This window comes from Myroides sp. C4067 (genome assembly GCF_038039665.1).
In the GTDB taxonomy this organism is placed as follows: Bacteria; Bacteroidota; Bacteroidia; order Flavobacteriales; family Flavobacteriaceae; genus Flavobacterium; species Flavobacterium odoratimimum.
Genome location: NZ_JBBPHJ010000003.1, coordinates 232,346 through 256,553, shown reverse-complemented (window position 1 = coordinate 256,553; position 24,208 = coordinate 232,346). Strand labels below are relative to the sequence as shown.

Below are 24,208 nucleotides of genomic sequence, written 5' to 3'. Positions count from 1 at the left end.
CCAAAATTAAATACTTCCGTATGATGTATAGAGGTGTTAGAGATAAGAAGTTTTTCCTTTTTAGATTAACTAGACTTTTTGCCTAGTCCCCAACTTTTGTCACTGATCCTTAAGAATTTTTAAATATCGTAATAGAGACCAATACAGATAAGGATATAATAACAAAAAAGCTCTCCCGCACTAGGAAAGCTTTTCATTGGTCTAACTACTAAACCTTTAGTGCTTTCGCACTTAACAACACAACTATTTTTAGCTCCTCTAATGTTAAACATTTAGAGGCCAAAAAAAACCTCCCAACTTCATGAGAGGCTCTTTTTTATTGGCGGTCTGGACGGGACTCGAACCCGCGACCCCATGCGTGACAGGCATGTATTCTAACCAACTGAACTACCAAACCAATATTCAATATTTTCTACGTGTTATTATCAAAAGTCAACAGTTGATTAAAAAAAGCTCTCCCGCACTAGGAAAGCTTTTCATTGGTCTAACTACTAAACCTTTAGTGCTTTCGCACTTAACAACACAACTAATCTTTAGCTCCCTAAAAAACTTTAGAGGGCAAAAAAAGCCGTCCCACGTTGTGAGAGGCTCCTTTTAACTGGCGGTCTGGACGGGACTCGAACCCGCGACCCCATGCGTGACAGGCATGTATTCTAACCAACTGAACTACCAAACCAGTGTTTTTTGTATTAAAGCTTAATTCTTTAACGGCGACAAAGGTAACTCTTTTTTTAAAACTTCCAAACTTTTTTTAAAGTTTTTATTTTTTAACGAAGAGTGGATAAAAAAGCATCTCTATATTTCAAGAGATGCTAGTCTCCCCTTTTGCGGTCTGGACGGGACTCGAACCCGCGACCCCATGCGTGACAGGCATGTATTCTAACCAACTGAACTACCAAACCTTCGTCGTTATTGCTTTAATGCGATGCAAATATACAACCATTTTCTACAGTACCAAATGTACTTTTAAAAAAATTCAAACTTTTCTCCTTATTAAATTTGATAAAACTGAGTATCAACAATATAAAACACAAACTTTTTTTCATTTTTTTTACTCCATATTCTCTGCTCTTTTCATAAACAACAAAAATCATACTAATTCCACGTACTATTTAGCATCAGCACCTCTTATAATCTCCTGTTTTTCTCTAAAAAAGTATTGTGATTATTTAAAAAAACAAGCCATCAAATCAAAAAACACAACAATCACCAACGATTTACAAACCAGAAAATACAATATCTCCTATCTGACAACTCGCTTTTCTACTCTTAAAACAAAAAACTGAGTAATCCTCTCCTCCATAAAAGAGCCATTCCTAACATTATTACTCTCTTATTAATACAATATGTCAAAGAACCTATGAACTATAATTCACTGACAAAACTACACGATCATACATTCTTTATCTTACATACTGCTTATTATAATCACTTCTGCATTATTTTGCCCTATTATGGTCGCAACTATTGTGACACTATACTCACTTCTCTAGAATAAAGTCAAAAAAAAAGACCCTCATTACTGAGAGTCTTCCTTAATACTATATATATCGAGGATTATAATAATCCTTCAATGAAATCTACATAAGTTTTCTTAGGTGCAACACCTACTTGACGTTGTACTACTTCACCATCTTTGAATACTAATACAGTAGGGATATTTCTAATACCGAATTTAGCAGCGAATTCTTGATTTGCATCAACATCTACTTTACCTACTACAGCTTTTCCTTCGTATTCTGAGCTGATCTCTTCGATTACTGGCCCTAACATTTTACAAGGTCCACACCATACTGCCCAAAAGTCAACCACTACGGGTTTGTCTGATTTTAATACTACTTCCTCGAAAGTAGCATCTGTTATTTCTAATGCCATTATTCTTTGCTTTTTATATTATACCAACAAACTTAATAAAATTATTATAGTAATCGACCTACATACAATTTTTTTTATCTATAAAACCATTATCAAATAATATTGCTTTTACTAGTTTAATTTAAAATCTACTTGTAAGGCTTCCAGTTCTTCTAGTAATTCTGCTGTGATATTCACTCTACTATTGCGACTGGTAAACTCTAATCTATTCACTACTCTAAACTCTGGTACATCCACCGCTATAGGCTCATCCATATCAAAGCTTTCACTAGCACCATCCTCTTCATCTCCTTCATTCATTCTTAGCTGTGGCACTGCTACAGGAGTAGCTTCTTTCTCTATTCGTTCTACCTCTAGTACCTCGAAGTTTACAAAGCTATCCCCTTGATATCTACTAAAAGCATCTTTGATTAACTCCGCTTGCCTAGAAGCCACATCTTTTACGTTCATCACTACAGTAAGTTTCTTAGCATAAGTAGGGATTACTTCATGTAATAACTTCATTTCCAAAAACTGAATACGAGGCTCGCTCTTCTCTCCTGTATCTTTATTTACCCAACCATCCTTAACTAATATCTTAATGTATACAAATGTATTGTTTAATAAGAAATGTCTAAACTTCAAGAACTCCTCATTGAACATTCTGAACTCAAAGCTCTCGTCATAACCTTCTATAGTAAACATAGCCCAATCTTTCCCTTTAGCAGAAGTACGGAACTGTACATCACTAATCATTCCTCCGAACATCAAATTGCGCCCTGTGAAAGGATTTAAGTCTGTCAACTCCTCTACCTTCACATTACAGAAATATCTCATCTCAAACTTAAAGTCATCTAAGGGATGTCCTGAGATATAAATCCCTACTACCTCTTTCTCCTTCGCCAACTTCTCCATCGTACTCCATTCCTCACAGATAGGTAATAAAGGCTCAGGTATTTGTACTTCACTACTCTCCCCAAATAGACTAAACTGAGAAGAATTATCGTTCTCCTGAGACTTAGCCCCATAGCGTATAGCTTTCTCTAAGAACACGATATTATCACTTGGGTCTGTGTGGAAGTACTGTGCTCTATGTGTGTTTTTAAAACAGTCAAAACCTCCTGCTAAAGCAAGATTCTCAAAAGCTTTCTTATTAGCAGATCTAAGGTCTATTCTCTTCGATAGATCGAATACTGAGGTGTATAACCCATCTTTTCTATTCTCTACGATAGTATTTACAGCCCCTTGTCCTACTCCTTTAATTGCTCCCATACCGAAGCGAATCTCATAGTTATCATTTACTGTAAACTTGTAGAATGACTCATTCACATCAGGTCCTAATACTTGTAGTCCCATGCGCTTACACTCTTCCATGAAGAAGGTAACCGACTTGATATCATTCATATTATTAGACAGTACAGCCGCCATATACTCCGCAGGATAGTGTGCCTTCAGATACGCTGTCTGATACGCTATCCATGCATAGCAGGTCGAGTGAGACTTGTTAAACGCATAAGAAGCAAAGGCTTCCCAGTCTTTCCATATCTTCTCTAGTGTAGTAGCATCATGTCCTTTAGCAGAAGCCTGCTCTACGAACTTTGGCTTCATCTTATCTAGTACATCCTTCTGTTTCTTACCCATCGCCTTACGCAGTACATCAGCCTCACCTTTAGTGAATCCAGCCAACTTCTGCGACAGAAGCATCACCTGCTCTTGATATACCGTAATACCGTACGTCTCCTGTAAGTATTCTTCACATGCATCTAAATCATATACGATAGGCTCTTCCCCATTCTTACGACGAATAAACGAAGGGATATACTCTAGTGGCCCTGGACGATACAGTGCATTCATCGCTATCAGATCGGCAAATACAGTAGGCTTCAGTTCACGCATATACTTCTGCATACCTGCAGACTCGTACTGAAACACCCCGATAGTCTCACCTCTCTGGAACAGCTCGTAGGTCTTCACATCATCGATAGGTATCTTATCTGGGTCTATATCTATACCTGTACGATACTTCACTAGTTTAATCGTGTCCTTAATAAGGGTTAATGTTTTTAACCCTAAGAAGTCCATCTTTAGTAGACCTGCACTCTCTGCTACCGAGTTGTCAAACTGCGTTACATATAAGTCAGAATCTTTAGCTAGCGTTACTGGAACGAACTTCGTAATATCATCTGGAGTAATAATTACCCCACAGGCATGAATACCTGTATTACGCATTGACCCTTCTAGTATCTTAGCTTGCTGTATAGTTTCTGCAGCTAATGACCCCTCTTGAGCTAAGGCTATTAATTCTTTTACTTTATCAAATTCTTCTGATCGAAGTACTCCTTTTATAGCGTTCTCATCCTCTGTTAAGAATCGATTCAGATTCCACTTAGATGGCATCATACCTGGGATAAGCTTCGCGATTCTATCTGCCTCGAATAACGGTAAGTCTAACACCCTAGCCGTATCTCTAATCGCAGACTTAGTCGCCATCTTACCATACGTGATAATCTGTGCTACCTGATTAGAGCCATACTTATTGATTACATAATCCATTACACGACCACGACCTTCATCATCGAAGTCAATATCGATATCGGGCATCGATACACGGTCAGGGTTAAGGAAACGCTCAAAAAGCAAATCATACTCGATAGGATCTAGATTCGTAATTCCTAGACAGTACGCTACAGCCGAACCTGCAGCCGAACCACGACCAGGACCTACAGATACTCCCATCTCCCTCGCTGCTGCGATAAAATCTTGTACAATCAAGAAATAACCAGGATACCCGGTTCTCTCGATAGTCGCTAATTCGAAGTCTAGTCGCTCTCGGATCTCCTCTGTCACCTCAGGATACCTAGCTTCTGCTCCCTTATAAGTAAGGTGTCTTAAGAAGTTATTCTCTCCGCGTTTACCACTTCCATCTCCTTCTAAATCTCGCGCATCTTGAAACTCCTCTGGTATATCGAACTTAGGTAGTAATACATCGCGGTGTAGCACGAATGGCTCTACCTTATCCACTACCTCTTGTATATTATAGATAGCATCGGGCAAGTCTGAGAACAGCTCCTTCATCTCCTCAGTAGACTTAAAGTAGTACTCCTGATTAGGAAGACCATATCTATAGCCTCTACCTCTACCGATAGGAGTAGACTGCTTCTCACCATCCTTCACACACAATAGAATGTCGTGTGCATTCGCATCTTTTTTATCTAAATAATAAGCATTATTAGTCGCTATCAGTTTCACATCGTGTTTACGTGCTAGCTCTATCAATGCCTTGTTCACGCGATTCTCATCCTCTTGATTATGTCGCATCAACTCTACGTATAGATCCTCGCCGAACTGCTCTTTCCACCATAGTAGGGCTTCTTCAGCTTGGCGTTCACCTACGTTTAATATCTTACCAGGTACCTCCCCATATAAGTTACCCGTCAGTACCATCACATCTTCTTTATACTGCTCTACCACCTGCTTATCGATACGAGGTACATAGTAGAACCCGTCTGTATAAGCGATAGAAGCCATCTTCGCTAGATTGTGATACCCATTTTTATTTTTAGCAAGTAATACTACTTGATATCCATTGTCTTTTTTAGTCTTATCCGTATGATTCTCACAGATAAAGAACTCACATCCCACGATAGGTGTCAGTGTCTGTAATGGTTCCTCTCCATTCTCAGCGCGCTCTTTATTCTTAGCCTCTATCCCCTTATTATGGTTATTCACAGCCATCACGAAGTGGAATGCTCCCATCATATTACCGTGATCCGTCATCGCTACAGCAGACATATCACAGTCACCAGCCTTCTTCACTAGATTATTAATCGCTATCGTAGACTGTAAGATAGAGAACTGTGTATGCACGTGTAAGTGTGCGAAGTTCGCCTGATCTAGTAATTCTTTCTCGTGATCAGACACTTCCTCAGATGCTCCACCTTCTAGTTTAGCCAGTCGCTTTCGGATCTCTTCAGACGCCTTCTTTAAGTTGATATGTTTAAGACCTATCAGCTGAAATGGCTGAGGGTTAACCTCGCGGTAACGCACGATATACTCCTCATCCTGCTGTAACTCTTGAGTAGAGAATGTCCCGTGCTTGATTAACTCTAAGAAACATCGAGTAGTCGCCTCCACGTCAGCAGTAGCATTATGTGCCTCTGCGAACTTCTCACCAAATAAGAATGTATGCAGCTCTGTCAATGTAGGAAGTTTATATCTACCTCCTCTACCACCAGGTAGTTTTAGCATCTCAGCCGTCACCTCTGTACAGGTGTCCAGTACAGGTAGCTCTGACATAATACTATTCACCCCCTTACGATAAAACTCACATCCCATAATATTCACGTCAAACCCAGCATTCTGACCGACGATAAACTTAGTCTTAGACAGTGCAATATTAAACTTCTCCAAGGCTTCCATTAGAGAAATACCATCTTGTTCTGCTAATTCTGTTGAGATACCATGTATGCGCTCTGCATCATAAGGAATATTAAATCCTTCTGGCTTAATCAGATAATCTTGATGCTCTATCAGCTTACCGTACTCATCGTGTAACTGCCAAGCGATCTGTATACATCGAGGCCAGTTATCAGTATCGGTAATGGGCGCCTGCCAACTTTTAGGAAGCCCTGTGGTTTCGGTATCAAAAATTAAATACATACTTGATTATAAGAGTTTTAACCTTAAATAAGGTAGAATAGTGTAAAAAACAAAGTTACAAAACTTTCACGAAGTGATGCTGTGATGTCGTTCTTTTGTGTTTTTGTGATGTCGTGATGTTGTATTTATGTTGTTCTGTACACTGTCATAGACTTGAATACATAAAGTATATAAAAAAGAACACTCATAAAGAGCAATGTAGAAATTTTTACGGACACTCTGTAACATAAAAAAAAAGACCGCTCATAAAGAGCAGTCTTATATATCTCACAATGCCGAAGGCAAAAATTCTTAATTCTTAATTCCTAATTCCTAATTACTTCCCTACGCTCACAGACATTCTGTACACCACACCATCTTGGAAAGACTTCATATCCCTAAGTGTATTCTTATAATATTCTTTCTGTTTCGTAGTTAATTTATAAAACCCTGGCATAGTATCTTTCTTCATATTCGCAAAGAATTCTGCAGTTACCGTTCCAGGCACTTGACTATCCTTATCCGCAAACGTAAATTCACCAGTATTAGTGATATTATTCGCTGTTTTATAGATAGCGATAGGCACTTTAGTTACTTTATCATAAACGATATACTGTGCGAAAGCTGTCTTTAGGTCAGACACATCTACCGGCACTACATCCCCAAAAGCGAATGTTCTTTCTTCAGGTACGTCTGAGAAAGCATAAGGAACTCTTAAGGTAAACATCGTTGTATCCGTTTCTGCCTTTAGATACAGTATATTCTCATTAGCCACTCTTAAGTCAGTATACTGAGGTCTCCATGTTTCGAATTTCACTCCAGTTGTAAATTCTTCATTATTAACCATCGCAATAATACTCGGATCAGCAGTCTTCGTCTCATTCTCACATGCGATGAATCCTAACCCTAATACCATCAAAACTATCCCTATAACCTTTTTCATATTTTTAACTATCTTCTTTAATAACAGCAAATACAAAAATATAGTATTTTAACCACACAAAAAAGCTTTATTTTAATATAATATTAACTTTTATATTCTCTGCGTAATTTACTAAAAGTAATTACCTTTTACGTTCTTTTACACTACTTATTTCACTAATACATCAGTATACCTACTTTCTTCACAACCATACCTCTCTGCCCTCTTATGACACTAATGCCTCAATATCCCCTTTTTGCACAATAATGAAGACACACTCCTTTCATAACCACCTTATAATCAAACATCAAGAATAATTCCATACTAATTCCTTCGGATACCATTCGGAAATAACTAGTACTTACTTGGGTTAAAGAAAGGTTTACCGAAGCGTACTAAGTCTCTACCCGAATGATCTACAGACTAGCTCAGTTTAGAATAGTACAAGAGAATTGATTTACTTACGTCATAGAACACACAGTGTGTCAGATAGATAGAAAATAAAAAAAATCAATATATTAACGAATCACTTCAAAATAAATATTATCTTTGCACCTCAATTTTGAACCGAGGTCGGGTACCTCAACTAATTAAATTAATTATGTCTGTAAAAATTAGATTACAAAGACACGGTAAAAAAGGAAAACCTTTTTACTGGGTAGTAGCTGCTGATGCACGCGCTAAAAGAGATGGTAAATTCTTAGAGAAAATCGGAACTTACAATCCTAACACTAACCCTGCAACTGTAGAATTAGATGTTGATGCTGCTGTTAAATGGTTATTCAACGGTGCTCAACCTACAGATACTGCTAGAACATTACTTTCTTACAAAGGAGCAATGTTAAAACACCACTTACAAGGTGGAGTTAAAAAAGGAGCTTTAACTCAAGAGCAAGCTGACGCGAAATTCGCTGCTTGGTTAGAAGAAAAAGCTGCTAAAATCAACGCTAAGAAAGAAGGATTATCTTCTTCTAAAGCTGCTGACAAAGCTGCTAGATTAGCTGCTGAGAAAGAAGTAAACGCTAAGCGTGCTGCTGCTGCTCAAGCTAAAGCTGCTGAAGCACAAGCTGCTCCTGCAGAAGAAACTGCTGAAGCAACTGAAGAAAGCAACGAAGAAACTCAAGCATAATTTACTAGCGATATGCGTAAAAAGGATTGTTTCTATTTAGGCAAAATCGCAAAGAAATTTAGCTTTAAAGGGGAGGTGCTTATTTATTTAGACACCGATGAACCTGAGTTATACGAAAACTTGGAATCAGTGTTCGTCGACTTCGACGGACAACTGGTTCCTTTTTTTATGGAACAAGCTTCATTACATAAAAGCGATTTTTTAAGAGTTAAATTCGAGGAGTCTAACTCTGAAGAAGATGCTGACCGATTAGTCGGATCAGAGATATACCTACCACTGACGATGCTTCCTAAACTAGAAGGAAACAAGTTCTACTACCACGAGATCACTGGTTTCGACGTAATAGATACTAACGAAGGTGAAATAGGTCAACTAAAAAGAGTAAACGATAGTAATTATCAACCTCTATTCGAGATAGACTTTAACGGAACCGAAATATTAGTTCCGATGATAGATGAACTTATTCATAAAGTAGATCGTGAGAATAAGAAGTTATATCTTAATGTACCTGTTGGGTTATTAGATATTTATTTAGATAGATAATACATCATATCATACAGCCTCGAGACACTTGTTTCGAGGTTTTTTGTTTTTATATTTGTCGATTATGGTAGCACTACATGACTTAGGTAATCGCATCTGCATCATTGGACTTAGCTCCTCTGGCAAGTCTACTCTAGCACAAGCTTTAGGGAAGAAACTGAATCTAAATATCCTGCATTTAGATCAGATAGCACATATCCCTAATACAGACTGGACACCTCGTGATAAAGCACTTATGGCAGCTGATCATCAGACATTCTTAACTGGTCATACAGACTGGGTGATAGAAGGCAACTATAGCTTCTTAATGCCTGAGCGATTTAAAGACGCTACCTGTATTATCTGGTTAGACTTCTCTCCTATCGGAGCATTGTACAGATATATAAAGCGCAGTATCACGCATAGAGATACTCGCCCTGGCAACTTAGATGGTGCCAAGAGTCAATTCAGTATGAAAATGGTCAAGTATATCTTATTCGAAGCTCCTAAGAAAAGCCCTAAGTATGTAGATCTGATTAATAATAGCTCCGCTACCTTCATCCATATCAAAAGTTTTAAAGAACTGATGAAGTGGTATAGAATGTGGGGATTGTAAATAATCTATTCTGATAGTTGTTAAATTGATTTAAAATTCATTTATACCCTTTATAATACCTATAACTTACTTTCCACATTATCTCTTTATTCTTTCCAAGGTTCTTTCAAGCCTCTACCTCCCCTTTTGGTTATTCCTTGACTACAAATTACGCTTAATTAGTTTAAAAAATATATTCTAATTTTTTATCAACAGCACAAATAAAAGACCTCAAAACATAATTAATAATCTATAGATAAGTTAAATAAAAGAATTATATTAGATTCATAAAAACCACAATTATGAAAAAGTATCTATTCTTATTATTGATTATGACCTCTTCTTTTGCTCAGAATACTTCTGAAGTAGAAGTGATGAGATACAGTTATAAAACGAGTATTGCCAATGGGTCTAAGAAGCTTGTCCGCGATGGTAATGCTATACTTGATATAAAAGATAAAGAATCTAGATTTACAGATCTGATGAACTATAGTTTTGTAACCTCTCAAAAAACAGACAACCCTGAGAAGGGAAATCAAGGAACATTTAAATGGACTGTATATGCTGATGGAACTAATACTTCGTTCTATGATAAGATAGGATTAGACCTTAGCTATTATGAGGAAGATAAGAATAGTATAAAGTGGACTATACTTCCAGAGGTTAAAGACTGGAATAACTATAAGGTACAAGAAGCAACTGCTACTTATGGTGGTAGAGCATGGACAGTACTATTCACCCAAGATATACCTGTACAGAGTGGCCCTTATAAATTCATTAATCTACCAGGCTTCGTAGTGAAGGCTTGGGATAGTGAGAATCACTTTGTTTTTGAACTACTTGACAGTCAGAAAGTATCTACTTCATGGGATATTGTCACTGATGATAAGTATACAAAGTATTCGAAAGACCAAACGAATAAAGCACGCAAAGTAGCCGCTAGTAAAACGTATGCACAACTATTAGAAGAAAAAGGTACTGTCTTGGACAAAGTTACTGCTGAATATTTCAATAGAAAAGTAGGTGATAGTGAGAACCCTATTGAACGTGATTTTTAACTTAAGTCTTTTATTCTCACTTACACTTCTGTACAGCTATACATTAGGTCGCTAAACCTCCTTTTTGTACTTTTGCAAAAAGACTAAGCAAGATGTTTCAATTTAAACAGTTTACGATACAGCAGGATAAATGTGCGATGAAGGTAGGTACGGATGGAGTACTATTAGGAGCATGGACACCGATAGACAATAATCCTTACAATGTGTTAGACATAGGATCAGGCACAGGACTATTAGCCTTAATGATGGCACAGCGCACAGGTGCAGAGCAGATAGATGGAGTAGAAATAGACGAAAACGCACATGAGCAAGCTGTAGAGAACTTTGAGAACAGCCCTTGGGGTGATAGACTATTCTGCTACCATGCCGATTTAGAGACCTTCGCTAATGAGATGGAAGAAGAATATGATCTAATTATCTCTAATCCTCCTTTCTATAGTGAAGATTATCACACGAATGATAAGCAGAGAGATACTGCTCGTTTTCAGGATGCAATGCCTTTTGATTTATTAATTGAGGCGGTGGAATATTTCTTGTCTGAGAAAGGAGTATTTAGTGTGATTATTCCTGCTAAAGAAGAAGAAACACTGATGAGATTAGCAGCCGAGTTTGGTATCTATCCATTCAAGGTAACTCGCGTTCGAGGGAACGAACAAGCTGAAATCAAACGTAGCTTAATTGCTTTTTCACGTCAATTAGTAGAGAAAATCCCCTTAGATGAGCTAACTATCGAAGTAGAGAGACATCAGTACACCCCAGCATTTGAAGCACTTGTGAGAGATTTTTATTTAAAATTATAAAAAAAGTTACTTTTATTTTGTTTATTCCAAAATAAATTAATGATATTTGTACCAACGAAAACAAAGAAGAAAAAATGAATACAGTTTATACAATGATGATGACAATGATGATGTGGAGAAATCCGCAGGGCTTGTTATTTGCATAAACTTAAATTCTAAATAACATATATAAAGCCCTTGCAATAGCGAGGGCTTTTTTTTTTACACCAAACCAAACAGTATATAATTAGATAAATATAAATACCATGATTTTCAATACTAACACAATGATGATGGCAATGATGATGATGAACATGATGATGTTCACGACGCCCTATTGCCTAAAGTCAACGAGTTAGTTATAATCTAAACAAAAAGATTAAGATACTTGAAGTCCTTTTGGCAATGCCGAAAGGACTTTTTTTATGCCCTTTACTCAGTAGGGTTAAGTACTGAGAAAATAAAAAACAAGAAACTAAAACATTAAAAAATATAACCATGAGCAATCTAAATTTTTCAACACAAGCATTACACGCAGGACACAATGTACAATCTACAGCAGGAACAAGAGCAGTGCCTATCTATCAGACATCATCGTATGTATTCGAAAATGCTGATCATGCAGCAGGAGCTTTTAACCTATCTATCCCAGCGTATATCTATACAAGATTAAACAACCCTACTAACGATATCTTAGAACAACGCTTAGCAGCACTTGAGGGAGGTATCGGAGCAGTAGTAACAGCATCAGGAGCATCTGCTATCTCTACAACGTTCTTAACATTATTAAAAGCAGGAGACCACATCGTATCATCTAATAGCTTATATGGAGGAACTTATAACTTATTTAATGTTACTCTTCCAAGATTCGGTATCAACACCACTTTCGTAGATCCATCTGATGTAGAGAACTTCAGAATAAATATTCAAGAGAACACAAAAGCAATATTCGTAGAGAGTTTAGGTAATCCTAAGTTAGACATCATTAACCTAAAAGCAGTAGCAAAGATTGCACAAGAGTTTAAGATACCTTTCATCGTAGATAACACTGTTGCCTCTCCTGCTCTACTTAACCCTATCGAATATGGAGCTAATATCGTAGTACACTCGCTGACTAAGTATATCACAGGTAATGGTACTTCTCTAGGTGGGGCGATTATCGATGCAGGGACATTTGATTGGTCAAGTGGTAGATTCCCAGAGTTCACAGAACCATCACCAGGATACCACGGACTAATATATCACCAAGCGTTAGGTAATGCCGCTTTCATTGCCAAAATCAGAGTAGAAGGATTAAGAGATTTAGGTGCAGCACTTAGCCCATTCAATGCTTTCCAAATCATCCAAGGATTAGAAACATTGCCTATCCGTATCCAAAAGCACAGTGAGAATGCTCTTGCATTAGCAGAGTGGTTAGAGAAACAAGATGCTGTAGCATGGGTAAACTATCCAGGACTAAAATCAAGCCTTTACCACGACTTAGCAAAAGAGTACTTGCCTAAAGGACAAAGTGGAGTGGTAACATTCGGATTGAAAAAAGGATTTGAAGCAGCGAAGACAGTAGCGAACGAGACAAAACTATTCTCACTACTTGCAAACATCGGAGATACTAAGTCCTTAATCATCCACCCTGCTTCTACTACACACCAACAATTAAGTGTAGCTGAACAGAAAGCAACTGGGGTAGCACCTGACTTAATCAGACTGTCAGTAGGAATAGAAAACATTGAAGATTTAAAAGCCGATTTAGCTAACGTATTTAAAACATTATAAGATGAGTACCCAAACCGATATACTAAAGCACATTCCGATAGATCCACACACAGGCGCAATAGCAGTACCAATCTATCAGACTACGACATTCGCTCAAGAAGCACCAGGAGTAAACAAAGGATTTGACTACACACGTACCAACAATCCTACTCGTCAAGCCCTTGAAGAATTAATTGCTTCTTTAGAGAACGGTGCAAAGGGTTTTGCTTTTGGAAGTGGACTTGCTGCAATAGATGCTGTATTTAAAACCCTTAGTCAGGGAGATGAAGTAATAGCAGTAGCAAATATCTACGGTGGCACATACAGACTGCTAAATGAAGTATATGCAAAGTTTGGGATCAAGACTCATTATGTAGATACAACAGTAGCCGATAATGTAAAGAAAGCAATCAATGACAAAACAAAATTGATATGGATAGAAAGTCCTACTAACCCTACACTGCGTATATCAGATATACAAGCTATCACGAGTATCGCTAAGCAACATAACGTATGGGTATGCGTAGATAACACCTTCGCTACCCCGATAGCGCAAAAGCCGTTAGACTTAGGAGCTGATATCGTGGTACACAGTGCTACGAAGTATATAGCAGGGCATTCTGATGTAATAGCAGGATTAGTAATAACCAAAACAGAAGAAATCGGAAAGGTCATTAAGTTCCACCAAAACTCAACAGGAGCTATACTAAGTCCCTTCGATAGCTTCTTAACCATCAGGGGTATTGAAACACTCTTGTTGAGATATAAAGGTTACTCTGAGAATGCTATCCAGATTGCAGAATACCTCAGCACGCATCCGAAGATAGACAAGATATATTATCCAGGATTAAAGAGTCATGAAGGACATGAGCTTGCTAAGAAGCAACAAAAGTATTTTGGAGGAGTCATCAGCTTTGATCTAAAAGAGAATACAAAAGAAGCTGCCTTACAAGTCATACAGAATTTAAAGCTCTTTACCCTAACAGAAGGTTTAGGAGGTATAAAGAGCTTGAGCAATTATCCCTTTGAAATGTCTCATGGCTCCGTACCTAAAGAGACTAAAATACAAGCTGGGATAACAGAAAGTCTAATAAGACTATCTATAGGATTAGAAGAAACAGAGGATTTAATAGAAGATATCAAACAAGCATTAGCACAATAAATAACAATAGAATACCATGAGTCGCTTACAAGAAATAACAATCACTAATCACACACTACCAAACGGAAGTACACATACTTTTCACTTCACCTATCAGGTGGTGGGACAACCTTTACACAGTGCTCCTATCGTATTGGTTAACCATGCTTTGACAGGAAATAGTCAAGTAGCTGGAGACAACGGCTGGTGGAATAGCTTAGTAGGTTATGACAAAGTAATCGATCTCAACAAATACACAGTTATCGCTTTTGATATCCCAGGCAATGGTTTTAACCAACAAGAGGCACACCTCATCCAAGATTATAAAGTGCTAACGACTAAAGTTATCGCTGAAGTGTTTTGGAAAGCCTTAGACCGATTACACGTAAGTCATCTTTATGCGATCATCGGAGGAAGCTTAGGAGGAAGTATCGCATGGGAGTTAGCTTTTATAAGACCTACGGCAGTAGATCATTTAATCCCTATTGCTACAAGTTGTAAAGCATCAGATTGGTTAATAGGTAATGCCTTAGTACAAGATAGCATACTGAACAACTCATCAAAGCCGATAGAAGATGCTCGTATGCATGCTATGCTACTCTACCGCACTCCTGCATCGCTCCAGCAGAAGTTCGCCAATGGGTATAAAGAAAGTGAAAACCAGTATGCGATAGAGAGTTGGCTTAAGTATCACGGACAGACTTTAGAAGGTCGATTTAAGCTACAAGCTTACAAGCTAATGAATCACCTGCTCAAAACAATAGGTCAAGAACAGACACAAGATAGTCTAAAGGCTTTTGCTCAACTAACAAGTGCACAAATACACTGTATAGCAGTAGATACAGATTATATGTTCACAAACAAAGAACAAGAACAGACAGTCGCTTTATTAAAGGACTGTTGCAAACACATTACATACCAAGAGATTCAATCAATACACGGCCACGATGCCTTCTTAATTGAATACGAACAATTAAACAATTTATTAAAACCATTATTCTAAAATCAGCACATCATGAAAATAGTAAAGTTTGGAGGAAAGTCTCTTGCATCAGGGCAAGCTTTTGACAACGTAATCAATATCATTAAGAAAAAGGTAAACGAAGGACCTATTACCATAGTAGTTTCTGCTATCGGAGATACAACAGATACCTTAGAGAATATATTAGACTTAGCAAAGACTAAACAAGATTATACAACTGCTTTTGAAGCGTTCAAAAACAGAGCATATCACAATGAAGCAGATATACATACAGAAATAGAAGTATTGAGCAAATTATACGAAGGAGTTTCTTTAATTGAAGACTACGGGTTAAAAATTAAAGACCAAGTATTAGCACAAGGGGAATTAATATCAAGTAAGATTTTAGCTGCTCAGTTAAATGCCAAAGGAATAAAAGCCATTGCTGTAGATAGCCGTCAATTCTTTATCACAGATAACAACTTCGGTAGTGCACAAGCATTAGATGAAGTATCGAAAAAGAAAACACAAGCTTACTTTGCTACCTTAGACAAAGGGACTATTGCAGTAGTAACAGGATTTATCGGTGCAACTGAAAAAGGGGAAACGACTACACTAGGTCGCAATGGTAGTAACTACTCGGCAGCTCTATTAGCTAATTTTATTCAAGCAGATGAATTGCAAAACTATACTCACGTAGACGGTATCTATACTGCTAATCCTGATTGGGTAAAGAACGCTCAGAAGATAGAAGAACTTCACTTCGATGAAGCAAATGAGTTAGCTAACTTCGGAGCTTCTATCTTACATGCCAAAACGATATTACCTCTGGTAGAAAACAATATTCCTCTGCGTATCTTGAATACATTAAACCCAGATAACAAAGGAACATTAATCTCTAACAAGACTACTGCTAAAGGAATCAAGTCTCTTTCTGTACAGTCTAATGTTGCCTTAATACAGTTTGAAGGACGTGGGTTATTAGGTATCGTAGGAGTTGATGCTCGTGTATTTACAGCATTAGCAAATGAAGGAATTAGTGTAGGTGTTATTTCTCAAGGTTCTTCAGAACGTGGATTAGGTTTTATCGTAGAAGAGAAAGATGCTGATAAAGCAGCAGAAGCTCTAAATAGAGAGTTCTCTAATGATTTCTATACTCGTGATGTGAACAGCATCTCTATCATTCGAGATATAGCAGTGATCTCTATCATCGGTCAAAACCTAAGCACATTTGACAAGCCTTATGCTGCATTGGTGAAGAATAAGATCGTTCCTATTCTATTCAACAATACGGTAACAGGAAAGAACGTAAGCTTAGTTGTTCGTAAAGAAGAAGCGAAGAAAGCATTAAATGTCATCCACGGACAGATATTCGGTATCGCGAAGAAGATAAACATCGCTGTATTTGGACACGGATTAGTAGGAGGAACTTTAATCGACCAGATCTTACACTCAGCTCAATCTATAGAAGGCAAAAAGAATATAGCTCTTAACATCTTCGCTATTGGTAACTCTAAAAAAGTATTGCTAAACGATGGAGGTATTAACTGTAACTGGAGAGAAGATCTAAAAGAAAAAAGTGTTGCTTATACTATCCAAGAAGTTATCGACTATGCGAATGCTAACCACTTAGAGAACTTAATAGCGATAGATAATACAGCTTCAGGTGAGTTTATCAAGAATTATATTCCATTAGTAGAGAATGGTTTTGACCTTATCTCATCGAATAAAATCGCTAATACAATATCGTATAGCTTCTACAAAGAGCTTCGTCAAACATTAAAGGCAAACCACAAAGAATATCTATACGAGACAAACGTAGGTGCAGGTTTACCATTGATTGATACGATTAAACTACTTCATTTATCAGGAGAAAATATCACAAAGATAAAAGGAGTGTTCTCAGGAAGTCTAAGCTACATCTTCAACAACTACTCTATCCAAGATAGACCATTCAGTGAAGTACTGAAAGAAGCGATAGAGAAAGGATATACAGAGCCAGATCCTCGTGAAGACTTATCAGGTAATGATGTTGGACGTAAGTTATTAATACTAGCTCGTGAGTTAGACCTACAGAATGAGTTCGAAGAGATTAATATCCAAAACTTAATTCCAACAGACTTACAAGCTGTGGATACACCAACGTTCTTAAACAGTTTAGAGAAGCTAAACCCTTATTTCGATAAGATAAAACAAGGCTTAGCACCAGATACAGTACTTCGCTATGTTGGAGAACTATCAGGTGACTTACAAGAAGACAAAGGAGTATTAGAAACGAAGCTAATCGAAGTACCTACTAGCTCAGCATTAGGACAGTTAAAAGGTTCAGACAGTATATTCGAAATATATACAGAGAGCTATGGTGACAACCCTATCATTATCCAAGGAGCTGGAGCTGGAGCATCTGTTACGGCACGCGGAGTGTTTGGAGATATCTTAAGATTAGCTGATAAATAAATTGGTTAACGGTGGACAGTTGACAGTGAACAGTTCTTGCCTTCGGCATTGAGTACACATAGTATACCAATGTAGAGACGGATTATTATCCGTGTCACCCTAGGCTCTTCAAGTCTATTAAATCTGCAAACAGGTAACTGAAAACTGTGAACCGTTATAGTGTCCCACTTTATGCTACCATTTAATACTATAATAATCATATTAGATCATAATAGTCAAGTATGTAAAAAGACTTTATACAAGCGACTACTTTTGATTTGTATTTGATATATAACTATTACCCAAAAACTAAAGACTAACACCGTTAACTGTCCACTGTGAACCGTTAACCGTAAACTAAATAAAGATGAATACAAGAAACAATGAAGAAGGCTGTTGTTTTGAGACACAAGCCATAAGAACACAGACAGAGCGCTCCCAATACAATGAGCACTCTACACCACTATACCTAACCTCTAGCTTTGTCTTTGACGATGCAGAGAATATGCGTGCTGTATTTGCAGAAGAAATACAACAATACTCTTACTCTCGCTTTACTAACCCTAACCAAACAGAGCTGGTTGAGAAGATACGTATATTCGAAAAAGCAGAAGCAGGTTTTGCCTTTGCTACAGGTATGGCGGCTGTGTACTGTAGCTTGTTCCCATTATTAAAAACAGGTGATCACATTGTTTCTTGTTCTAATATTTTTGGTTCTACGAGAGGGTTATTCAGTAATACCTTTCCAGAGTGGGGAGTTGAGACGAGTTACTTTGACCTTAATCAAGTATATGATGTAGAGAGTTTAATCAAACCTAACACTAAGATTCTATTTGCAGAAAGTCCTACTAACCCAGGAGTGGATGTATTAGACTTAGCTTACTTAGGAGAGATAGCAAAGAAGCACAACCTTATTTTTATCGTTGACAATACCTTCGCTACACCCTATCTACAGAACCCTATTACCTTAGGAGCACATATCGTAGTGCACTCTGCTACAAAGTTAATTGACGGGCAAGGTAGAGCCTGTGGAGGAGTTACCGTAGGATATAAAGAATACATCCATAAGATATATCTGTTTGCCCGTACCATAGGTGCTAGTATCTCTCCATTTAATGCATGGGTGTTATCTAAGAGCTTAGAGACATTAGCTATACGAGTAGACAGACATTGTGAGAATGCCTTGACCATAGCAGAATATTTAGAAAAACATCCTGCAGTGGAATTTATCAAATACCCTTTCTTGCCAAGTCATCCACAATACGAAATTGCTAAAAAACAAATGAAGCAAGGGGGTAACATCATTGCCTTTGGGATTAAAGGAGGACTAGATGCGGGTAGAACATTCTTAGATGCTTTACAGTTATGTAGTCGCACTGCTAATCTCGGAGATAGTAGAACTATCGTTACCCACCCTGCTTCTACCACACATAGTAAAGTTCCTGCAGAAGAAAAAATAGCCACAGGTATTACAGACAACCTGATACGTCTATCTGTCGGTTTAGAGAATACAAAAGATATTATCCGTGACTTAGAACAAGCTTTAACTGCTGCACAGTAAAACAAGTTCAAGACACTTCAAAAACATTGATTAAAAGAGAAAATTATGTCAACAACACTTATACATACTGATATCAGAAGCCTATTAAAACAAAGAACATTAGTACTCGATGGAGCAATGGGTACAATGCTTCAGGCTTACCGATTCTCAGAAGAAGACTTTAGAGGAGAGCGCTTTGCTGATTTTGCTCATCCTTTAAAAGGAAATAATGACTTGTTGTCTATCACTCAACCTGACGCTGTAAAAGAAGTACACAGACAATATCTTTTGGCAGGAGCTGATATTTTATCTACGAATACCTTCTCGGGTACTACCATTGCTATGGCAGATTATCACCTTGAAGATATAGTATACGAACTAAACTACCAATCGGCTAAGATAGCGCGAGAAGTAGCAGACGAAGTAGAGGCCTTAGACCCTAATAAACCTCGTTATGTAGCAGGAGCTATTGGTCCGACGAATAAGACAGCGAGTTTATCTCCTGATGTAAATAATCCAGGATACCGTGCCATTACTTTTGAAGAACTACGCATAGCGTATAAACAACAAGCAGAAGCATTATTAGACGGTGGATGTGACTTACTATTAGTCGAGACTATATTCGACACACTTAATGCTAAAGCAGCTTTATTCGCTATAGACGAGATACAAGCAGAACGAGGTATCGATATTCCGATTATGATTTCAGGTACGATAACTGATGCTTCTGGGCGTACCTTGTCAGGACAGACTGTCGAGGCTTTTCTGATTTCTATAGCACATATCCCTTTATTGAGTATAGGGTTTAACTGTGCTTTAGGAGCAGAACAATTAGAACCGTATGTAAAACAACTAAGTCAACACGCAGCAGTGAATATCTCTGCTCACCCGAATGCTGGTTTACCAAATGCCTTTGGAGAATATGACCAAACACCAACAGAGATGAAAGAACTAATCGATAGCTTCTTGAGTCAAAACTTGGTACAGATTATCGGAGGTTGTTGTGGTACTACACCAGAGCATATTAAGTTAATTGCTCAGGCAGTAGCAGAACACAGTAAAGATAGACAACCAAAGCAATTCAACCTAAAGCCCGTACTTGCCTTATCTGGATTAGAACCACTATATGTAACTGCCGAGGCTAACTTTATCAACATAGGAGAGCGTACCAATGTTACAGGTTCTCGTAAGTTCCTGCGTTTGATTAAAGAAGAGAAATTCGACGAAGCCTTAGCTGTTGCAAGAGAACAAGTAGAGGGTGGTGCTCAGGTTATAGACATTAATATGGATGAAGGGCTGTTAGACGGTGTACACTGTATGACTAACTTCCTTAATCTTATAGCCTCTGAACCAGATATTGCGAAAGTTCCTATTATGATTGATAGCTCTAAATGGGAGATTATCGAAGCAGGACTACGCGTAGTACAAGGTAAAGCGATTGTGAACTCTATCAGCCTAAAAGAGGGAGAAGAGTTATTTATCGAACACGCTAAATTAATCAAACGCTATGGAGCTGCCTCTGTAGTAATGGCATTCGACGAAAAAGGACAGGCAGATTCCTTAGAAAGACGTATAGAGATCTGTCAACGTTCTTATGATATATTAGTCAACCAGGTGAACTTCGCACCTCAGGACATCATCTTTGACCCTAACATATTTCCTGTTGCGACAGGAATGGAAGAGCACAACAACAATGCTTTGGACTTCTTTAATGCCACCAAATGGATTAGAGAGAACCTTCCTTACGCCAATGTAAGTGGTGGTGTAAGTAATGTTTCTTTCTCGTTTAGAGGGAATAATAAAGTACGTGAAGCGATGCATGCAGCCTTCTTATACCATGCAATACAGCACGGTATGAATATGGGTATAGTGAATCCTGAGATGTTAGAAGTGTACGATGAGGTAGACAAGGATCTAATGGAACACGTAGAAGACGTGTTGCTAAATAGACGTGATGATGCGACTGAACGCCTATTAGACTTTGCTGAAAGTATTAAAAATGAAAGTGCTATTCAATCAACCGAAATCAAAGTAGAAGAATGGCGTTCAGGTAGTATCCAAGACCGACTAACACATGCATTAGTAAAAGGAATAGAGACTTATGTCATAGAAGATACAGAAGAAGCTCGTCTAAGCGTACCTCAACCTATCCAAGTCATTGAACAATACCTAATGAATGGAATGAATGTAGTCGGTGACCTATTCGGAGCAGGTAAGATGTTCTTACCACAAGTAGTAAAGTCTGCACGTGTGATGAAGAAGGCTGTAGCCTATCTACTTCCGTTTATTGAAGAAAGTAAAAAACAGAATGCAGAAGCCTCTGTAGGTAATGCTGGTAAGATACTTATGGCTACTGTGAGAGGAGATGTACACGACATCGGTAAGAATATTGTAGCTGTGGTATTGGCTTGTAATAACTATGAGATTATAGACCTTGGGGTAATGGTTCCACCTGAGAAGATTATTGAAACAGCTATTAAAGAACAAGTGGATATCATTGGGCTAAGTGGTTTAATCACACCTTCTTTAGACGAGATGGTACACTTAGCTAAAGAATTAGACAAGGTCAATAGCAATATTCCAATCATGATTGGTGGAGCAACTACTTCACGTGTTCATACAGCCGTGAAGATAGCACCAGAGTACAAGAATTGTGTTGTACATGTACACGATGCCTCACGTTCAGTTACCATTGCTAATCAGTTATTACAAAAAGAAATTGAAGCAACATTTAAAGATAACATCAGAGAAGAATATGATCAGCTAAGACGCGATTACTTAGGTAGAGCAAGAGACAAAAGCTATATCACAATAGAACAAGCAAGAGCTAACAAAGTCAAGATAGAATGGGATGCTAAAGACATTGTTAAACCCAACTTTATCGGTACGAAAACCGTAACAGTAGAGTTAGACGAATTATTGCCATTTATAGATTGGGCACCGTTCTTCCGTTCTTGGCAGTTGTATGGTAAGTTCCCTCAGATATTAACAGATGAGGTAGTCGGGCAGACAGCTACACAAGTATATGATGATGCCTTGATTATGTTAGACAAGATTATTAATGAACGTTGGTTCGAAGCACGAGGTGTCTTAGGTATTTTCCCTGCAAATCAAGTTAATGATGATGATATCGAAGTGTACAATGAACAAGGAGAAACATTAGATAAGTTATTAACACTGCGTCAACAATCATTAAAGAATATCAAGGCTCCGAATATTGCCTTAGCGGACTTTGTTGCTCCAAAAGAAAGTGGATTAGAAGACTACATTGGTTTATTCGCAGTCTCAACAGGTTTTGGAGTAGATGAAATAGCAAAAGAATACGAAGACGACCTTGATGACTATAACGCTATTATGGTGAAGGCATTAGCAGATCGTTTAGTAGAAGCCTTTGCAGAATATCTACACCATCGTGTCCGCAAAGAAATATGGGGATATGCTTCTGCAGAACGCCTTAGTAATGAAGAACTGATAAAAGAAGCGTATCAAGGTATCAGACCTGCACCAGGATATCCTGCTTGTCCTGATCATTTAGAAAAAGGCACAATATGGAAACTCCTACAAGTCGAAGAACGAATAGGTGTTAGTCTAACAGAAAGTTATGCGATGTTCCCTGCTGCTGCAGTATCTGGTTACTACTTCGCCCACCCACAGAGTAGATACTTTGGGTTAGGTAAGATAGAACAAGATCAATTAGAAGATTATGCCAATAGAAGAAATATATCAATAGAAGAAGCTGAACGTTGGTTATCTCCCAACTTAGCACAAAATAATAAATTAACGACGAACGAATCATGAAAGTAACAGAACATATCCAAAAAGCAAACGGTAAAACACAATTCTCTTTTGAGATATTACCTCCCTTAAAAGGACAAAATATTCAAGGAATATTTGACTCTATCGAACCGCTAATGGAGTTTGATCCTCCTTTCATAGACGTAACGTATCATCGAGAAGAATATGAGTACAAAGAAGCAGGCAACGGACTGTGGGAAAAAAGAACAGTTAGAAAAAGACCAGGAACTGTCGGCATTTGTTCGGCTATCCAAAATAGATTCAAGTTGGACGCCATACCGCACATCTTATGTGGAGGATTCACCAAAGAAGACACCGAAAACTTCCTCATAGACCTTGATTTCTTAGGTATTGATAATGTTGTAGCCCTTAGAGGTGATGCTGTAAAGAACGAAACTTACTTTAAGCCTGAACCCAAAGGAAATAAGTATGCCTCTGACCTAGTTACCCAAATAAGTGAGCTTAACCAAGGTATCTATTTAGACCCAGAACTTGAGAATACCAGTAAGACTGACTTCTGTGTTGGAGTAGCAGGTTACCCTGAGAAACACATGGAAGCACCTAACTTTGACACAGATCTTAAATACCTAAAGCAGAAGATAGACAACGGAGCAGAATACATCGTTACGCAAATGTTTTTTGACAACAGTAAGTTCTTCGCCTTCGTAGATAAATGTAGATCTATAGGTATTGATGTGCCGATTATCCCAGGACTAAAGCCTTTAGCTACCTTAAGCCAACTCAATCTATTACCTCAACGTTTTAAAGTTGACTTACCAGATGATTTGGTTGCTGAGGTACTCAAAGCAAAAGACAATGCTGCCATCCGCGAGATTGGTATCGAATGGTGTGCGCAGCAGTCAAGAGAATTAATAGAAGCAGGAACCCAAATAGTACACTACTACTCTATGGGTAAATCTGACAATATCAAGAACATCATTAAGCTTGCAACAGTTTAGAGAACAGGGAGCGGTTGACCATTTGTAGACTGCAAACTAATAAGCTCGTTATTTATAATTTTTTGGTTGTGATAAACCTCTTGTCTTTAGGCAAGAGGTTTTATGTTTTATACAAATCATAACTCCA

General features: G+C 37.9%; 15 protein-coding genes and 3 tRNA genes. 12 read left to right on the top strand and 6 right to left on the bottom strand.

The features are described from left to right. Positions 1-320 precede the first annotated feature (320 nt). The 6 genes from AABL87_RS03515 to AABL87_RS03490 form a co-directional block, all read right to left on the bottom strand. Positions 321-397: transfer RNA gene (locus tag AABL87_RS03515), tRNA-Asp, on the bottom strand. Between the two features lie 202 nt (positions 398-599). After that, positions 600-676: transfer RNA gene (locus AABL87_RS03510), tRNA-Asp, on the bottom strand. A 152-nt stretch (positions 677-828) separates the two neighbouring features. Then, positions 829-902 (bottom strand) — tRNA-Asp (locus AABL87_RS03505). A 655-nt stretch (positions 903-1,557) separates the two neighbouring features. Further along, positions 1,558-1,875 carry a thioredoxin gene (trxA, locus tag AABL87_RS03500; RefSeq protein WP_006257591.1) on the bottom strand — a complete coding sequence of 106 codons (318 nt, stop codon included), beginning with the start codon at positions 1,873-1,875 and terminating at the stop codon, positions 1,558-1,560. Between the two features lie 111 nt (positions 1,876-1,986). Beyond that, positions 1,987-6,513, bottom strand: a complete 4,527-nt coding sequence (dnaE, locus tag AABL87_RS03495) for a DNA polymerase III subunit alpha (protein WP_341276946.1) — start codon at positions 6,511-6,513, stop codon at positions 1,987-1,989. A 316-nt stretch (positions 6,514-6,829) separates the two neighbouring features. Beyond that, positions 6,830-7,435 carry a hypothetical protein gene (locus tag AABL87_RS03490; RefSeq protein ID WP_006262653.1) on the bottom strand — a complete coding sequence of 202 codons (606 nt, stop codon included), beginning with the start codon at positions 7,433-7,435 and terminating at the stop codon, positions 6,830-6,832. 580 nt (positions 7,436-8,015) lie between these two features. On the opposite strand from AABL87_RS03490, the gene AABL87_RS03485 reads away from it, so the two are divergent. The 12 genes from AABL87_RS03485 to metF all read left to right on the top strand — a co-directional run bounded on the left by AABL87_RS03485 (position 8,016) and on the right by metF (position 24,081). Then, positions 8,016-8,543 carry a 30S ribosomal protein S16 gene (locus AABL87_RS03485; protein WP_006257596.1) on the top strand — a complete coding sequence of 176 codons (528 nt, stop codon included), beginning with the start codon at positions 8,016-8,018 and terminating at the stop codon, positions 8,541-8,543. Between the two features lie 12 nt (positions 8,544-8,555). Continuing rightward, positions 8,556-9,086, top strand: a complete 531-nt coding sequence (gene rimM, locus AABL87_RS03480) for a ribosome maturation factor RimM (protein WP_341276945.1) — start codon at positions 8,556-8,558, stop codon at positions 9,084-9,086. A gap of 64 nt (positions 9,087-9,150) precedes the next feature. Then, positions 9,151-9,681, top strand: coding sequence for an AAA family ATPase (locus AABL87_RS03475; protein WP_341276944.1), 531 nt, complete (start codon positions 9,151-9,153; stop codon positions 9,679-9,681). Positions 9,682-9,962: 281 nt separating this feature from the next. Further along, positions 9,963-10,718, top strand: a complete 756-nt coding sequence (locus AABL87_RS03470) for a GLPGLI family protein (protein ID WP_341276943.1) — start codon at positions 9,963-9,965, stop codon at positions 10,716-10,718. Between the two features lie 92 nt (positions 10,719-10,810). After that, complete coding sequence (locus tag AABL87_RS03465) at positions 10,811-11,518, top strand: tRNA1(Val) (adenine(37)-N6)-methyltransferase (protein WP_006266183.1); 708 nt, start codon at positions 10,811-10,813, stop codon at positions 11,516-11,518. A gap of 477 nt (positions 11,519-11,995) precedes the next feature. Beyond that, on the top strand, positions 11,996-13,270 hold the full coding sequence (locus AABL87_RS03460) for an O-acetylhomoserine aminocarboxypropyltransferase/cysteine synthase family protein (protein ID WP_006266182.1): 1,275 nt from the start codon (positions 11,996-11,998) through the stop codon (positions 13,268-13,270). Position 13,271: 1 nt separating this feature from the next. Further along, positions 13,272-14,411 (top strand): trans-sulfuration enzyme family protein, encoded by a 1,140-nt coding sequence (locus tag AABL87_RS03455; protein WP_006266181.1) that lies wholly within the window; start codon positions 13,272-13,274, stop codon positions 14,409-14,411. Positions 14,412-14,427: 16 nt separating this feature from the next. Then, on the top strand, positions 14,428-15,393 hold the full coding sequence (locus AABL87_RS03450) for an alpha/beta fold hydrolase (protein WP_006262648.1): 966 nt from the start codon (positions 14,428-14,430) through the stop codon (positions 15,391-15,393). 12 nt (positions 15,394-15,405) lie between these two features. Beyond that, the gene (gene thrA, locus AABL87_RS03445) at positions 15,406-17,808 is read left to right on the top strand and encodes a bifunctional aspartate kinase/homoserine dehydrogenase I (RefSeq protein WP_006257606.1); all 2,403 of its coding nucleotides are present in this window, start codon (positions 15,406-15,408) and stop codon (positions 17,806-17,808) included. A 346-nt stretch (positions 17,809-18,154) separates the two neighbouring features. Further along, positions 18,155-19,348 (top strand): trans-sulfuration enzyme family protein, encoded by a 1,194-nt coding sequence (locus tag AABL87_RS03440; protein ID WP_006266180.1) that lies wholly within the window; start codon positions 18,155-18,157, stop codon positions 19,346-19,348. Positions 19,349-19,393: 45 nt separating this feature from the next. After that, positions 19,394-23,125, top strand: a complete 3,732-nt coding sequence (metH, locus tag AABL87_RS03435) for a methionine synthase (protein ID WP_006262644.1) — start codon at positions 19,394-19,396, stop codon at positions 23,123-23,125. Beyond that, complete coding sequence (gene metF / locus AABL87_RS03430; RefSeq protein ID WP_341276942.1) at positions 23,122-24,081, top strand: methylenetetrahydrofolate reductase [NAD(P)H]; 960 nt, start codon at positions 23,122-23,124, stop codon at positions 24,079-24,081. The genes metH and metF overlap by 4 nt, the downstream gene beginning before the upstream one ends. Positions 24,082-24,208: the final 127 nt, after the last annotated feature.

What these genes read in the sequence shown, in the direction of transcription:
- AABL87_RS03440 (WP_006266180.1), top strand. Translation starts at nt 18,155, where the DNA reads ATGAATACAAGAAACAATGAAGAAGGCTGTTGTTTTGAGACACAAGCC.
- dnaE (WP_341276946.1), bottom strand. Translation starts at nt 6,513, where the DNA reads ATGTATTTAATTTTTGATACCGAAACCACAGGGCTTCCTAAAAGTTGG.
- AABL87_RS03455 (WP_006266181.1), top strand. Translation starts at nt 13,272, where the DNA reads ATGAGTACCCAAACCGATATACTAAAGCACATTCCGATAGATCCACAC.
- AABL87_RS03465 (WP_006266183.1), top strand. Translation starts at nt 10,811, where the DNA reads ATGTTTCAATTTAAACAGTTTACGATACAGCAGGATAAATGTGCGATG.
- AABL87_RS03490 (WP_006262653.1), bottom strand. Translation starts at nt 7,435, where the DNA reads ATGAAAAAGGTTATAGGGATAGTTTTGATGGTATTAGGGTTAGGATTC.
- thrA (WP_006257606.1), top strand. Translation starts at nt 15,406, where the DNA reads ATGAAAATAGTAAAGTTTGGAGGAAAGTCTCTTGCATCAGGGCAAGCT.
- AABL87_RS03450 (WP_006262648.1), top strand. Translation starts at nt 14,428, where the DNA reads ATGAGTCGCTTACAAGAAATAACAATCACTAATCACACACTACCAAAC.
- rimM (WP_341276945.1), top strand. Translation starts at nt 8,556, where the DNA reads ATGCGTAAAAAGGATTGTTTCTATTTAGGCAAAATCGCAAAGAAATTT.
- metF (WP_341276942.1), top strand. Translation starts at nt 23,122, where the DNA reads ATGAAAGTAACAGAACATATCCAAAAAGCAAACGGTAAAACACAATTC.
- AABL87_RS03470 (WP_341276943.1), top strand. Translation starts at nt 9,963, where the DNA reads ATGAAAAAGTATCTATTCTTATTATTGATTATGACCTCTTCTTTTGCT.
- trxA (WP_006257591.1), bottom strand. Translation starts at nt 1,875, where the DNA reads ATGGCATTAGAAATAACAGATGCTACTTTCGAGGAAGTAGTATTAAAA.
- AABL87_RS03475 (WP_341276944.1), top strand. Translation starts at nt 9,151, where the DNA reads ATGGTAGCACTACATGACTTAGGTAATCGCATCTGCATCATTGGACTT.
- AABL87_RS03485 (WP_006257596.1), top strand. Translation starts at nt 8,016, where the DNA reads ATGTCTGTAAAAATTAGATTACAAAGACACGGTAAAAAAGGAAAACCT.
- AABL87_RS03460 (WP_006266182.1), top strand. Translation starts at nt 11,996, where the DNA reads ATGAGCAATCTAAATTTTTCAACACAAGCATTACACGCAGGACACAAT.
- metH (WP_006262644.1), top strand. Translation starts at nt 19,394, where the DNA reads ATGTCAACAACACTTATACATACTGATATCAGAAGCCTATTAAAACAA.